This is a genomic window from Reichenbachiella sp., assembly GCF_965233835.1.
In the GTDB taxonomy this organism is placed as follows: domain Bacteria; phylum Bacteroidota; class Bacteroidia; order Cytophagales; family Cyclobacteriaceae; genus Reichenbachiella.
The window spans coordinates 4067954-4082498 of the sequence record NZ_OZ247585.1; the positions used below are offsets into that span (position 1 = coordinate 4067954).

General features: G+C 40.2%; 15 protein-coding genes. 3 read left to right on the forward strand and 12 right to left on the reverse strand.

Annotated elements, in window-relative coordinates; genetic code table 11:
• Positions 1 to 79: 79 nt before the first annotated feature.
• From ACO6S2_RS17200 to ACO6S2_RS17250, 11 genes are all read right to left on the reverse strand, one after another.
• The gene (locus ACO6S2_RS17200) at positions 80 to 415 is read right to left on the reverse strand and encodes a hypothetical protein (RefSeq protein WP_422359795.1); all 336 of its coding nucleotides are present in this window, start codon (positions 413 to 415) and stop codon (positions 80 to 82) included.
• 261 nt (positions 416 to 676) lie between these two features.
• A complete protein-coding gene (locus ACO6S2_RS17205) occupies positions 677 to 1381 on the reverse strand; it encodes a matrixin family metalloprotease (protein ID WP_422359796.1) in 705 nt (234 codons plus the stop codon).
• A gap of 314 nt (positions 1382 to 1695) precedes the next feature.
• On the reverse strand, positions 1696 to 2280 hold the full coding sequence (locus ACO6S2_RS17210; RefSeq protein WP_422359797.1) for a hypothetical protein: 585 nt from the start codon (positions 2278 to 2280) through the stop codon (positions 1696 to 1698).
• A 63-nt stretch (positions 2281 to 2343) separates the two neighbouring features.
• The gene (ispE, locus tag ACO6S2_RS17215) at positions 2344 to 3156 is read right to left on the reverse strand and encodes a 4-(cytidine 5'-diphospho)-2-C-methyl-D-erythritol kinase (protein ID WP_422359798.1); all 813 of its coding nucleotides are present in this window, start codon (positions 3154 to 3156) and stop codon (positions 2344 to 2346) included.
• Between the two features lie 148 nt (positions 3157 to 3304).
• Positions 3305 to 4117, reverse strand: coding sequence for an enoyl-ACP reductase FabI (locus ACO6S2_RS17220; protein ID WP_422359799.1), 813 nt, complete (start codon positions 4115 to 4117; stop codon positions 3305 to 3307).
• A gap of 74 nt (positions 4118 to 4191) precedes the next feature.
• Entirely contained in the window at positions 4192 to 5847 is a 1656-nt protein-coding gene (recN, locus tag ACO6S2_RS17225) for a DNA repair protein RecN (protein ID WP_422359800.1), read from the reverse strand.
• A 107-nt stretch (positions 5848 to 5954) separates the two neighbouring features.
• The gene (locus ACO6S2_RS17230) at positions 5955 to 6863 is read right to left on the reverse strand and encodes a DUF4835 family protein (protein WP_422359801.1); all 909 of its coding nucleotides are present in this window, start codon (positions 6861 to 6863) and stop codon (positions 5955 to 5957) included.
• Positions 6844 to 8046 carry a bifunctional phosphopantothenoylcysteine decarboxylase/phosphopantothenate--cysteine ligase CoaBC gene (coaBC, locus tag ACO6S2_RS17235; protein ID WP_422359802.1) on the reverse strand — a complete coding sequence of 401 codons (1203 nt, stop codon included), beginning with the start codon at positions 8044 to 8046 and terminating at the stop codon, positions 6844 to 6846. Before coaBC ends, ACO6S2_RS17230 begins: the two co-directional genes overlap by 20 nt.
• 11 nt (positions 8047 to 8057) lie before the next feature.
• The gene (locus ACO6S2_RS17240) at positions 8058 to 8381 is read right to left on the reverse strand and encodes a DNA-directed RNA polymerase subunit omega (protein ID WP_422359803.1); all 324 of its coding nucleotides are present in this window, start codon (positions 8379 to 8381) and stop codon (positions 8058 to 8060) included.
• 2 nt (positions 8382 to 8383) lie between these two features.
• Positions 8384 to 9199, reverse strand: a complete 816-nt coding sequence (locus tag ACO6S2_RS17245; protein WP_422359804.1) for an outer membrane protein assembly factor BamD — start codon at positions 9197 to 9199, stop codon at positions 8384 to 8386.
• 75 nt (positions 9200 to 9274) lie between these two features.
• Positions 9275 to 10948 carry an OstA-like protein gene (locus ACO6S2_RS17250; RefSeq protein WP_422359805.1) on the reverse strand — a complete coding sequence of 558 codons (1674 nt, stop codon included), beginning with the start codon at positions 10946 to 10948 and terminating at the stop codon, positions 9275 to 9277.
• Positions 10949 to 11030: 82 nt separating this feature from the next.
• Between ACO6S2_RS17250 and tilS the strand changes: the two genes are divergently transcribed.
• From tilS to mdh, 3 genes are all read left to right on the forward strand, one after another.
• The gene (gene tilS / locus ACO6S2_RS17255) at positions 11031 to 12437 is read left to right on the forward strand and encodes a tRNA lysidine(34) synthetase TilS (protein WP_422359806.1); all 1407 of its coding nucleotides are present in this window, start codon (positions 11031 to 11033) and stop codon (positions 12435 to 12437) included.
• Positions 12430 to 12954 (forward strand): cyclic nucleotide-binding domain-containing protein, encoded by a 525-nt coding sequence (locus ACO6S2_RS17260; protein ID WP_422359807.1) that lies wholly within the window; start codon positions 12430 to 12432, stop codon positions 12952 to 12954. The genes tilS and ACO6S2_RS17260 overlap by 8 nt, the downstream gene beginning before the upstream one ends.
• 104 nt (positions 12955 to 13058) lie before the next feature.
• Positions 13059 to 13985 carry a malate dehydrogenase gene (gene mdh, locus ACO6S2_RS17265; protein ID WP_422359808.1) on the forward strand — a complete coding sequence of 309 codons (927 nt, stop codon included), beginning with the start codon at positions 13059 to 13061 and terminating at the stop codon, positions 13983 to 13985.
• Positions 13986 to 14065: 80 nt separating this feature from the next.
• On the opposite strand, the gene ACO6S2_RS17270 is transcribed toward mdh, so the two are convergent.
• Positions 14066 to 14539: a thioredoxin family protein gene (locus tag ACO6S2_RS17270; RefSeq protein ID WP_422359809.1), complete on the reverse strand. Its 474-nt coding sequence runs from the start codon at positions 14537 to 14539 to the stop codon at positions 14066 to 14068.
• Positions 14540 to 14545: the final 6 nt, after the last annotated feature.

Consider the following 14545-nt stretch of genomic DNA (forward strand, 5'->3'; position numbering starts at 1 on the left):
CCAGGACAGGATGCTTAGCATGATACAAAAACAAAACTACTTAACGATTAAGTTTCTTTTGAAGAACCGACTGAATCGGTCACTTCTTTTCTATTTTCTTTAATACACTGTAATCTTCGTTGCTTACTTCGTAAGAATACGATCCAGCAGGAAGGTTAGAAACATCAAATCTCTTTAACACCTTGTCTTTTTTTACTTTACCTCCGTAAAGAATCACACCGGCATCATCCTTAATGGTGATCTTCACTTTGGTATCCACAGGACTCTCAACCTGTATGTAAACCATACCATTGTTTTGCGCGAAGATGTTTGCCTTTACTTCTGAAACTTCCTTGTTGTCTGTACCATGGATTTCAGCCGTGGCTACTGATGAGAAGGTTAATGTTGCGATCACTAATAATGATAAAGCTTTCATAATAATTTGTTTTTATGGTTAAAAAATTAAGTAGTTAGATCAACCACGAACTTCGTTTGACAGAAGTAATTTTCGTTGGCCTTTCTAAATAGACATGTGCAATGTAGAGGGGTTTCGATGATTTTATCAGCCATTTTTTGACTAAAAATCAGATGTCGAAAAAACACATATTAGTTTCTGTTAGATGGCAGGAAATAAGTGTGAAAAGCGCATAAAACCGAGATAAACCTGGATTTCAGAGCGGATTATTAAAGAAGAAATTTAATCAGCGCTACCGTAGATTTCAAGAACTCCTTGTATATCTCCGTCTTGTAAATCTGCTATCTGACCGATCAGGTCGGGATTCATAATATTTTCAGAATTCACATGACCAAGGCCTAATACGTGACCTATTTCATGTAATGCAAACGAATAAAATGCATCACAATTCGGATAACTTATTGCTTTATTAATGATCACAGTCCCACCCAAATTTGAACAAGGTTCGTTGGGAAAATTTGGAAAACCGACCCCACTTTGTAAAATATCCGCCACATAAAATTTGATTTGACTACTGCTATTTTCTGGGCTTTCTAAAAAAGATATGTTGCCAACTGATTCCCAAGCATTTAGTGCCCTTCTAATTTCATCTTTAGAACAATCCATGATATTATCGAAGGAATCACTTGGTACGTTAATTTGTTTGTGAGTATTAACAATCCCATTAGACTCCTGAAAACTAAATGAAATGCCATTTGCTCCTGCTCGAGGTCCCGAAACATCAAAACCTTTTTCACTAAAAGGGTTGCCTTCTCCCCATTTAAATCCAAATAAACAGTAGTTACCACTTCCGCTTGCGCAAGCAGACAAAGCTGTATTGCAGATTTGGTAATAGGATGACTCAGTACCTAAAGCTGGGGCTTCTTGATCCTTGCAAGCTGTAAACGTTAAATTAAGAACTATAAATAATTTGAATTTGAAATTCATCTCAATCAATTATGATTCATGTATATGCACAAAACTGAATGGAAAATCCTCTTGTTTCAAAGCAAAAATACGACCATATAGCCCAAAAATGAAAAGTGCAGATAACAGGACTGGACTGGGGTTTTACTCAAAAAAATCACTTGATGTAACCTCCATTATTTTTGGCTTTCAAAGCGATGATTATTTAGGAAAACGCGCTGCTATAGAACTTGTTGGTGACAACACCAACAAGGGCGTAGAAAATCGGGTTATAACAATTATTGACTTAGTCACGCATCACAGATGGGCGCCAGTTGGTTTCAACCCTTCAAAGTTTATTCAATGCGAATTACACTATCCTTGTAAGTTCTTTCTCCATTTGCATCATAGCTAAACTGACCTTTCAACAAATATTTTTGAGAATTATTGAATTGCAACGTATCTACAACACTAAACCCATCTATGATTTGATAGGGTAGTTTTTTATATTCCTTCCAATGATCAAGGATCATCATATAGATTATCCATTCTGATGCCTCTTGATCTTTCGAAATATCATAATCTGTTTTTCTATGCCGCCTCATAATTTCGGGATAATGAGGCAAACCATTGGACAAGTCCCATTTAATGGTGTCCATTAAAATCATGTTAGTTTTGTAATAACCTGTTTTCGATACTAATTGAGCATTCAAGCTATCTTCTAAATGCTTCCTACTAGAATAAAGCCTGAATTCAAGCAGTTTTGCTTGTACAAATGTATATTGCCGAACTTCCTCAGCTGCTTTATGGTTGTATAGCCCTACTAAATATCTAAACTTGACTTTTTTTTGCTCATTCCTATTCTGGGCCTTGATATCATTTACTGACAATACAGCTACTAAAAACAAGGTCAGAATGATTCTCCGTTTAATGTATTTCATTTTACCTTCAGCAAAAAATCCAATTATTTAAGTTGTTGCAAATGAAATCCCAAAATAATGCCCCTATTTCATTCCCCAAATGATGCAATTTGAGAGCCCATCTTTAATAGAATCCAAATTCACTCCTTCTCCAAACACCCCAAAAACAGCAGACCCAGTCCCAGTCATAGAAGCATAAGCTGCCCCCTGCTGCAATAGTTGTTCCTTGATCTTTAGAATCTCTGGGTGAGCAGCAAAGACGGTTTTTTCGAAGTCGTTGATGATGGTACCTTGCCAATTTTTAGGTGGTTGTTGAAGGATGGTTTTCAGGTCGTAGCTTGGCTCTTTAGGATTGATGCCGGCAAAAGCCGTTTTGGTACTTACATGGATACCTGGAAACACAACCACCATAGAATAGCCCGATAAGTCAACTGTGACATCCTCCATCACCTCTCCAATGCCAGTCACTAGCTTAGGTTTATTATCTATAAAGAAAGGGCAATCAGCTCCGAGCGTTTTGGCGTAAGCCTCAAGTTCATCATTCGCCAAACCAATTTCAAACTGATCATTGAGCAACTTCAAAGCGAAAGCACCGTCTGCAGAACCACCACCCAATCCTGCGCCCATAGGGATCACCTTGTGCAAGTGCATCTTCACGGGCGGGATGTTGTGTTTTTCTTTCAGTAGATTATAAGCCTTAACGCAAAGGTTGCCGCTACTATCACCCGGAATATCTAATCCTGAAGAGGTAAATTCAAACTGATCCGTTGGTACAATTTCAAGTGCATCTTTCCAGTCAATAGGCAAAAAACAAGAAGAGAGATTGTGATAGCCATCCGCCCGCTTGGAGGTGATGTTGAGACCGATATTGATCTTGGCGTTGGGGAAGGCGATCATGTAATAGGAGTGTAATAGATCGCATCAAAAAATACAATCCGTCATCACGAGGAAACGAAGTGATCTTAAAATTCGAATACCGGACGAACGATAAGATTGCTTCACTTTGTTCGCAATGACGCACGCTTTTGATGCGATCATCAAGTTTTTACTTAGTCATCTGATCGATGATTCCCTGCGTGATACCAGACGAAGAGAACCCACCGTCGTGCATCAAGTTTTGCATAGTCACCATCTTAGTCAAGTCTGAGAACATAGACACACAGTAGTCTGCACACGACTCCGCAGAAGCATTGCCTAGTGGCGACATCTTCTCAGCATAGTCCATAAACACATCAAATCCGCCCACACCAGAGCCAGCCGTGGTCATGGTAGGAGACTGAGAAATAGTATTCACTCTTACTTTTTTCAATCTGGCAAAACGCTCACCGTAGCTACGAGCGATAGACTCCAGCATCGCTTTGGCTTGAGCCATGTCTGAATAATCAGGGAATGTTCTTTGTGCGGCAATGTAAGTCAAGGCCAAAATAGAGCCCCATTCATTCATAGCATCTTGTTTTTCAGCTACTGCCATCACTTTATGAAAAGAAACAGCAGAGATGTCCATCGCTTTGAGCATCCAATCGTAGTTCAATTCATTGTATTCTTTATTTTTTCTCACATTCGGGCTCATGCCAATCGAATGCAATACAAAATCCAATTTTCCGCCTAAAACTTCCTGAGACTTGGTGAAAAGGTTTTCCAAATCCTCTACAGAGGTTGCGTCTGCAGGAATCACTTCAGATCCACATTCTTCAGCCAATTTATTGATTGCTCCCATTCTCAATGCGATCGGCGCATTGGTCAGGGTAAATGAAGCCCCTTGCTCCTTAGCTTTCAAAGCCACCTTCCATGCAATTGAATTTTCGTCCAAAGCACCAAAGATGATCCCTCTTTTTCCTTTTAATAGATTATTAGACATTTGATTTAGTTTCTATTGTTGTATAAAAAAAGCAAAGATAACCACTCTGACTAGAGTAGCCCTTTGCGTACAAATTATTTCATTTCTATGAGTTCCTTGGCACTATTTCGTGCCGTATCCGAAGGATTCTCTCCTCCTATCATCTTGGCTATTTCTTCCAGACGGTCCTCTGGTTCAAGCTTGCGAATCATACTCTCTGCTTTCTCGGCTTCATTGTTTTTATATACAAAGTAATGTGCCTGCCCACGAGCCGCAATTTGCGGCAAATGACTGATCGAGATGATCTGATGATTCCCTGACATCCGTCGCATCATATTCGCCATTTTTAAGGCAATCTCACCAGATACTCCGGTATCAATTTCATCAAATACCACCGTCGGCATGGCTGTTTTGCTTGCCAGCAAATATTTGATGCAAAACATCAATCTGGAGAACTCCCCACCTGAAGCTACATTGCCTACTGGCTCGGGTTTGATACCTTTATTCGCACTAAAGAGTATTTCTATTTCGTCAATTCCCAGTTTCCAAGGTTCTACTCTCTTGTAGACAAACTCGACATGACCATCGGGCATACCTACTTCCGCCAACAAATCGTTCAATGAAGAGGAAAAAGTATCAATCTGACCACGTCGCTTTTCAGAAAGCGCTTCTGCAGATTGAATCATTTGCCTTTCTAGTTTTTCCTTTTCAACTTTTAGCGCTTTGATCTCTTCTTCCAGATTGATCGCCCCGATCGTTTCACTTTCCAGCTGCGTTTGAAGCTTAATCAATCCTTCTACATCTGCCACCTTATGTTTTTGCTGAAGTTTATAAATCAGATCAAGACGCTGGCTTACTTCGTCTAATCTGGCAGGATTGTGTTCTACATTATCCTGAACATTAACCACATCTCGAATAATATCAATAATTTCTTCTGTGGCCGATTCAAATCTCGTACTGAGCGTTTCCAGTTCCTTGGAAAAACTAGCGATATTTTTTAATACAGCAGAAGCCTCTTTCAATCGGTCGTTGATGGCTACTTCATTCTCATCAAACTCAACAGATATTTGCGACAGTTTGATTTTGATCTCTTCTGCATGTTCAAGGAGTTTCAGTTCCTCTTCTAGGGCCGACTGCTCCTCAGCTTTGAGATCTGCTGCAACCAGCTCATCCAGAAGATATTTTTTATAATCTTCGTCAGTCTTTGAGTTTTTCTCCTCTTCTAGAAGGTTAGCCAGTTTTTTTGACAGCTGACCGAATGCGTGAAAGTCAGCTTGGAATCGCTGGAGCTCTTTAGTGGTCTGAGCAAAATCATCAATGAGTTTTACCTTGACTGATTTATTACCCAGTTGAATACTTTCATTCTGGGAATGAATATCGATCAACCGCAGGCCAATGGTTCTCATCACCTCTAGCGTCACTGGCACATCGTTGATAAATGCTCTTGATTTGCCTTTGGGATTGATCTCTCTACGAATGATAGATGCATCTTCATAATCCAGGTCTTCCTCCTCAAAAAGTGATACCAAGCCTAGTTTGGAAATATCGAACTCTCCTTCCACCACGCACTTCTTTTCTTTGTCCAACAAAGCTTTGGTATCAGCGCGTTTGCCCAGAAGTAGCCCAACGGCCCCCAACATGATAGATTTTCCTGCCCCCGTTTCACCAGTGATGATATTCAATCCTGCATCTGGTTCGAGCTGCAGTTTTTTTATCAAAGCATAGTTACTGATGGACAAACTAGAAATCATAAATTGGCTATCCTTTCTTTAGGTGAAAATGAGGTCAAAAATAAGAACTTTAGAGATATGTACCTTCCAATCTTTTCCAAAGTTCTAAAGTTTGAAAAAGATGCTAATTAGTTATCCAAGATCTTACCAAACTGCTCAGTCTTAGAAGGCTCTAATGCCTTAAGAATATTGTAAACTTCTCTCCGTTGAGTTAGATCGCCATCAGAAAAAATGCTCACAATTTCATCCATTTTGGCATCCAAGAAAGAGATGATTAAAATAGACCTTGGTTTAGAACGGTTGACTTCCTGGACCTTTTTAAGGGCTTCGAAGATATTAGTCCGCGCGGTTTCAGGATCGTCTGCCATCAGATCCAGTCCCTGGAGGTGGTATTCATACATCACTTCACGCATAGGCTCCATCACTTGATCTATACTATTCTCTGCCAACCAATACCTGTTTCGCACACTATTGAATTGATCCCAGCCTGTATAACCCGACTGCTGTGCGTTGTTCACCACCTGCCATGCTGCTTCGTAGTATCGCTGTCCCCCTAGCTTTTCAAAGGAATCGTAATCATTGGCTATCATCATGTAAGCATAAAACCCCAACATCGATGTGATATTAGACATAAACGTGGTAGGCTGAAAATCAAGCGGCTGAGATTCCGTGTATTCAAAATTGAAATCTCTATCAGCAAAGTTGATCAAAACAGCTTCGTAAGATGAATTAAAAACGGGTCGGGCTGCAATCACCTGCACCGTAGCCTGGAAGTTACCCAACGAAGGCTGAGATTCTAGCGTGATATTTACGCCACAATTAATTCTCTCTTGATTTTCGAATCGCTCGTCTGCCCACTTTCGGTCATTAAGAAATTTAGCAAACTCAATTTCCATTTCTTGAAAGACTTGTCTTTCAGTAGTTTCAATTTGCACAGCATTCACTGTCACCTGGCAATTCAGCTCTTGCGCCCTAAGTGGTCTTATACCACAAACCAATAAAACAATTAGGAAAAAGTTAAGCGTGGATTTTTTCATGAATGCAGTCAACTATGTCTTCAGCTACTTTTTGCTTCGATTTAAGCTCAAAGTGCTTCGGTTTTTGATCAACGCTGAAGATAGTAATTTTATTAGTATCGACAGAAAATCCAGCGCCATTATCATTCAATGAATTCAACACAATGAGGTCAAAGTTCTTCTTAGCCAATTTCTCCCGAGCGTGCTGCTCTTCTTTTTCAGTCTCTAGAGCAAATCCAACGTTGATCTGAGTCTTAGACTTGCGTTTGCCCATATCAGCCGCTATGTCCTTGTTTTTTACCAACTCAATGGTCATCGAGTCACCCGCCTTTTTGATTTTCTCTTCAGCTGGCGATACTGGTCGGTAGTCCGCAACTGCTGCTGCAAAAATTGTGATATCGGACTTAGGGTATCTTTTCTCCACTGCTTCGTGCATTTCATCAGCTGAAGAAACACGAACTAAAGTAATTAAATCAGAATCTATTGGATAGTTACCAGGCCCTGCAATGAGTTGAACTTGAGCCCCATCATTAGCCATCACATGAGCGAGGGCCAGCCCCATCTTACCGGATGAATGGTTACCGATGAAACGAACGGGGTCAATTTTTTCGTAAGTAGGTCCAGCAGTAATTAATACCTGCTTTCCTTCAAATCTTTTTTTTTTTGAAAAGTGAGACTCTACATTGGCTAACAACTCTTCTGGCTCTGCCATTCGCCCCTCACCTACCAGTCCACTCGCCAACTCTCCATGTTCGGCATCTAGTACTTGATGTCCGAAAGACTGTAAAGTTTTTAGATTCTCCAAAGTGGCAGGGTGCTTGTACATATCCAAATCCATTGCCGGAGCAATCATCACAGGACATTTGGCAGATAAATATGTGGCTAAAAGCAGATTATCGCATAGGCCGTGCGCCATTTTAGCCAACGTATTAGCACTTGCTGGGGCTATCAGAAATAGATCAGCCCAAAGACCTAATTCTACATGGTTCTCCCATTGGCCTTGGTCATCCTTCTCAAATGAAGAAACCACAGGATTTTTAGAAAGTGTAGAAAGTGTAAGTGGTGTAATAAAAGTTTTGGCTGAAGAAGTCATGACAACACGTACCTCACAGCCTGCTTTGACCAAGAGTCTGATCAAAAGTGCGGATTTGTATGCGGCTATACTGCCGCATACTCCTAATAATATTTTCCTCCCCTTTAGCATTGGGGCGTGAATTAAATTTCGATGCCGCCTTCTTCTTTCACAGCATCTCTAACCAAGACTTTTCCCTCAGAAAACTCTTCGATAGCCACGATCGTAGGCTTTGGCATTCTTTCGTAAAACTTAGAAATTTCGATTTGCTCTCTGTTTTCGAAGATTTCCTCCAAGTTGTCAACAGTAGATGCAAATTCCGCCAATTTCCCACTCAACTCTTCTCTTACGTTAGAAGAAATTTGTCTCGCTCTTTTAGAAATTACATTCAAAGACTTGTAGATGTTGCCAGTAGAAGATGACAAATCTGTGATGTCTCTAGTTACAATTGATGGTTTAACCGCCATTATTATGAATTTTTAGATAATTTTTTCTTTTGTTCAAGTGACTCTACATAAAACTTTTCAGCCTTTTTCAAGAATTCACTCTCCGGATATTTGTCTATAAACTCTTCATAGAGTTCAATAGTTTTTTGATAACGCTCTTTTTGCTTCGCCCTAATACTTTGTTTGGCATAGCTAAATTCAGAATCTACTGCGTAGTACATGATTTCCTCATTCAACTTAGAGTCAGGAAACTCATCTGCAAAAGTTTCGAAAGCTACCCTTGCAGCCTCCCATCTTTCCAGCCTATGATACTGTTTGGCATTCTCAAAAGCCTTCTTTTCTAATTTTCTTTGTAGCTCATCGATGTACTTCGTCGCAGGCTCAGCGTACTCGCTGTATGGATTTCTATTGATAAAGACCTGGAACTCGTTGATTGCAGTATAGGTACTGGACTGATCTAAGTTAAAGTCGGGACTTTGCAAATAGGCAGAATATGCCGACATGTAAGCTGCTTCTATAGCCCATTCGCTTCTAGAGTAAATTCTCGCGAATTCATTAAAGTAGCTACCACTAAGAATATATTGTCTCTGATGATAATAGGAATAGGCTCGATAGAAACTAGCTTTTTCGGCATCTTGCGTTCCTTTAATTATCGGCAGTACCTGATCAAACAATACACTTGCCTTGTAATACTCCTCTTCTTCATAGTAGCGAAGAGCGGCTTCGTACTTCATTTGCCAGTCTGTACTTTTTTGTAGTCTTTTAAATTCACTACACGAAATGGCCAAAACAGCCATCAAAACCAATACAAAATTCCCTAAAACCCTCATTTTTCGCATAAGCCTGCAAATATAGCTTCTTTGTTTTAAATACAATACATTTTCGAGACGAGATTATTATCAACCAGAGTGGCTTTATCGCTCTTTTAGTAAATGATCCTGAGTGGATTTTAGTTGCTTCATCATGCCAGATTTGTTACCATTTTCCAGCATTTTTTTACCCATTTGTATCTCCTCCTTATTTTCTTGGATTAGTTGCTCTGCCTTACTTTTTAGATTTCCGTACTTTGTCACCTTATCACCAGGTTTATAATAGGTAGCCACCTCATAAAGTTCGGGTCTTTCATCGGAGCGCCAATCGAATTCTTCTAAAAACATCTGATCTTCCTCTAGCTCATGGGGCGGAATGAACTTGGCTTCGGGCTGTGTATAGAAAGAAATGTTCTTCATAAGATTATCCTCAAACCTCAAAGTCATCGAACTGCAGAATATCTTATTCATGCCAATCATTAAACTATCTCCCTTGAGCACGAAATAGTGACTTTCTCCATTGCCATTGATATCCATGGTCTGAATATCACCATATTCATTGAAATCACCTACCATTTTTCTTCCTTTGATTTGATTGTGCTGTCCCAACGTATCGATCGAAATCAAAAAGGCCTTTCTTCGAAGCGTCATGGTCCTAAGTATATCTTCTTTGAACAATAGGTCAATACTATCTGAGACCATCTGGCTACTCTTGTTCCATATCACAGGATCATTGTACATGTGAATGGTAGAATCAGAAAGAAAATATGCCACCGAATCACATTTGCCCTGCATGTTAAGCTTGTACATAAGAATATTGTGATAGGCCAGAATCCTCTCTTTGTCCTTATCCACATTCTCAATTGATACCAGAGTATCGGATACCATGAAGAAAGTATCTTGACGCATCACTCGTTTCATCAAGGGCCGTCCATATACTGTACTTACACCAGCCTTCTTGTCGTACACAGCCTTCTCTCCGAAGATTAGAATGTCATCTTTCTTTGAGGTCATGACCACATTTCCCTTCGCGGTATAAAATTTCTTCTGATCATCTAGAAACAATTCATCACCGGTTACAATATAGTTTCTTGTTTCTATGGTCCCCTCTGTAAATGTGGTTTGGTCGTGAGAAGTTCTAAAACGCCCTCCATCCGAATCCACGGTTGTTCCATCCTTATCCTCTATGTAGGTTGGGCCTTTGGTAACTGCTATTTTAGTCCTGGATGAATACTCTAAAGTATCCGCCCGCAGGTTGAAATCCGGTGAAACGAGAAGCACGTCTCTATAAAAGAAGGCTTGACTACTTTTAGAATGGTAGACCCCGTACACACTTGTCAGGGTATTTCTTTCATCGACCAGCTTACCCTGCTCTTTGAACTCCCCTACTTCAGTTATCAAATTGTAATCTAAGATATCCGTATAAAGTACCTTTCGCCCCTTTCTATACACCACATCCTCGCGAAGCAAAGCCATACCCTCATTTCCCTGGTAAATGAGCTTCTTCGCTGTGATCGTGACAGAATCATCTACAATCCTAACCCTACCGAAAGCTTCCATCTCATTCTTTTTACTGTAGAAGTAGGCAGAGTCACAATACACGGTAGTGGATTCCTGAGTAAAACTCACGTTGTGCAAAAGCTTTTTAAATCTCACCTTCCCATCACGAGCATTAGTTAGCCGATCAGCCTTATATCTAATTTTCTCTCCCTTTTGAGCAATTGTGGCTTCTGAGAACAACAATACACAAACCAACCAAAACAGAAATGTATTTCGCATAGTGTAAAAATATGAGGCAAAACTACATGGAAACCATGAGATAAGTAAACAATAAAATTGAGGACTTCTTTAAACAAATCAGATGCCAAATGAAATAACATTCATTCGCTTCCCATACGAAAAAAAACTAAGTTTGATCAAAAGTTCCGAAGTGAATACACTACTTAATCAAGTCAAGCAACATATAAAAAAGAATAGACTCTTTGGGCCTGATGACAATTTGTTGATTGCCTTGAGTGGAGGTCTAGATTCCATGGTCCTCACCCATCTACTTTTTCAACTTGATTATCACATTGGGGTTGCTCATTGTAATTTCCAATTGAGAGGACAGGAGTCTGATACCGATGCTGAATTTGTGGAAGCCTTCGCCAAAATGCATAAGATTCCTTTTTACACCAAAGCTTTCGATACCAAAAAATTCGCAAAGGACCAGCAACTATCAACACAGTTAGCAGCTAGGGAATTACGCTATACATGGTTTGATGAAGTGTTACGAACACAGGCATACAATTATCTGGTGACAGCACATCATGCAGGTGACCAGGTAGAAACCATGCTCTATAATTTAACAAAAGGAACGGGTATTGCAGGACTTAGGGGTATTCCTCTCAAAAATGATCAAATTCGCAGACCGCTGCTTTCCATTTCAAAAGAAGACATAGAAGCTTACGCCAGAACACATGAGCTGCAATGGCGAGAAGACGCTTCCAATCAAGATGACAAATACAGTCGCAACCGTTTACGTTTGAATGTTATCCCAGAACTCAAGCAACTCAATCCAGGACTCGAGCAGACCTTGACAAATAACAGTAAAAGATTTGAAGCCTTAGAAATGCTGCTTGTACACCAAGCCAATGAAGTCAGATCCCAATTCCTATCCAAACATCAGGACACTTTTTCCTTGAAGCTATCCTGGTTTGATCAGGAAGCTGGTGGGTTAGCCATTCTCATTGAACTCTTAAAACCTTTTGGATTTAATCTTGATCAATGTTTCTCTATAGCTGAGGGCTTATCAGATACTTCAGGAAAACAATATTTCTCCTCCGATTACTCATTAGTAATAGATCGTGAAAATATCCTAATCACTCCTAAACAAGAAAAGAAAGAATACAGCGCAATTATAGAAGATTCTGATCCTTTGATTTCTACGCCATGGGCTGATTTCACTATTGAATTTACCCCTTATCAGAAAGATTGGCCAAAAGACAATCATACGGCCTGTCTTGATGCTGATTTAATCCAGTTCCCTATAAAAGTGAGGAATTGGGCACAAGGTGATAGTTTTTATCCGTTGGGAATGAAGGGTAAAAAAAAGCTGAGTGATTTTATGATTGATGAGAAAATTCCCGTAAACTTGAAATCAAGGGTTTTGCTGTTCGAATCTAATCATGACATCGTCTGGGTAGCAGGCTATCGAATCGACAATCGATACAAAGTTACCCCGAACACTAAACGCCTTTTGCTCATAAAAATGACCAATCATGTTTAATCCATTCAAAAAGAAATATAGCAACGAAGAACTTGATCTTATTGCCTTTATGGCGCAGACCAGGCACTTCGAAAAGTTGGATGAAGATGAGTTGGCCTTATTTCTACCGAGCATGTACCTCCGCACATACCAACAGGATGAAGTGGTCTTCTTTTCGGGAGACCCCAGTCATGCACTGTATGTGATTAAGAGAGGGTCTGTATCACTTTCGATTGATGTCAACGACAAATTTGAGCAGCTGGCAGAAACCTATCGAGGCGGTATATTCGGAGACAATAGTTTGATTGAAGATGCTAAAAGAATTTACACAACAGTTATTACCTCTGAAAAGGCGCAGCTGTATGTCGTACCCCAAATCAACATATTAGAAATTTTTCAGTCACATCCTGAGGTAAAGGCCAAAATGATGAGTGCCTTCTCTGAAATCTACAACGAGTACACCACACAGCTTTTCAAAACTTACAAGTCACACTTTGGCTTTTTCGAACTAAGCAAAGTCTATCAGGGGAAAATCTAACCTTCTTCTAAGAAATCACTTCAACATTCCCAATTAGCCCAATATTTGGCTATTTTTGCGGCACGAAATGATCCCTAATTTAGAATTATAAAAATACAAACAAGATGAAAGTAACCGTAGTAGGTGCCGGAAATGTAGGCGCCAGCGTAGCCGAGTACATCGCTATGAGAGAAATAGCTGATGAAGTAGTAATCCTTGACATCAAAGAAGGTTTTGCCGAAGGTAAGGCCATGGACTTGAACCAATGCGCAACCCTAAATGGATTCAACGCAAAAGTAACTGGTACTACGGGAGATTATTCTAAAACAGCAGGGTCTTCTGTGGTAGTGATCACTTCTGGTATTCCAAGAAAGCCAGGTATGACGAGAGAAGAGTTGATCGGTACCAATGCTGGGATTGTGAAATCAGTAACTGAAAACCTAGTAAAACATTCCCCAGATGCTACTTTGGTAGTGATCTCCAACCCAATGGACACCATGACTTACTTGTCTGTAAAGACTAGTGGATTGGCTAAAAACAAAGTTATTGGAATGGGCGGTGCTTTGGATAGTGCAAGATTCAAGTACAGATTGTCTGAAGCACTAGAGTGCAACCCAAATGACGTGAAAGGAATGGTAATCGGTGGACACGGTGACACGACGATGATTCCTTTGACAAGACTAGCGTCTTACAACTCTACTCCTGCTTCCGACTACATCTCTGCCGAAAGAATGGAGCAAGTATCTGCCGACACCATGGTAGGTGGTGCTACGTTGACTGGCTTGTTGGGAACTTCTGCATGGTATGCACCTGGAGCTGCTGGTGCTGAGGTAGTAGAAGCTATCGTAAGAGACAAAAAAGTTATGATTCCTTGTTCTGTTTACCTGGAAGGAGAATATGGTCAAGATGATATCTGCATCGGCGTACCTGTGATTTTGGGTAAAAATGGTATCGAAAAAATTATTGAGCTAGACTTGAACGATGATGAAAAGGCCAAGTTTGAAGCTAGTGCTGAGGCGGTAAGAAAAATGAATGCTGCGTTAGAATTGTAAGATTAGCGAAGCCAAGATGTAAAAATCAAGGCTCAAAATTTTCAACAAAACTCCCATCTGGACTCAGATGGGAGTTTTTTTTATTCTTTAATGCCTTCCAAGACCTCCTTCATCTGACGCACAGACATCAGCTGATCATATTGAAATAGAATCTGTAGATCGGAATCTAAAATACACAGAGATGGATAAGACAGCTCACCTTGTTGTCGCCCCAACTCTTCTGCCAATTCATGTACGCCCGTACCTGCGCCAGTAGGCTTGAAGCTAAACGTACGTCCGGCAAGTATTATATCACCTCTATATTCTGCATTGAGCGATATGAACCAAAAATTCTCATTAAGCAATGATTCAACTTCTTGGTTTTGAAGGGTTGTGTTTTTCATGGTTTGACAGAATTTACACCAGTCCGTATGAATAAAAACCACCACATTTCTTTCCGAGGCTTGCTGCAAACTATCTAGCTGATCAAAAGTGTAAGCAGCCGGCTGAGCATCTGTGCTGAGCGGAAACCACCCCATGACCACCATCCATAAACCTAGAATCAACCGTAGCATTATGCT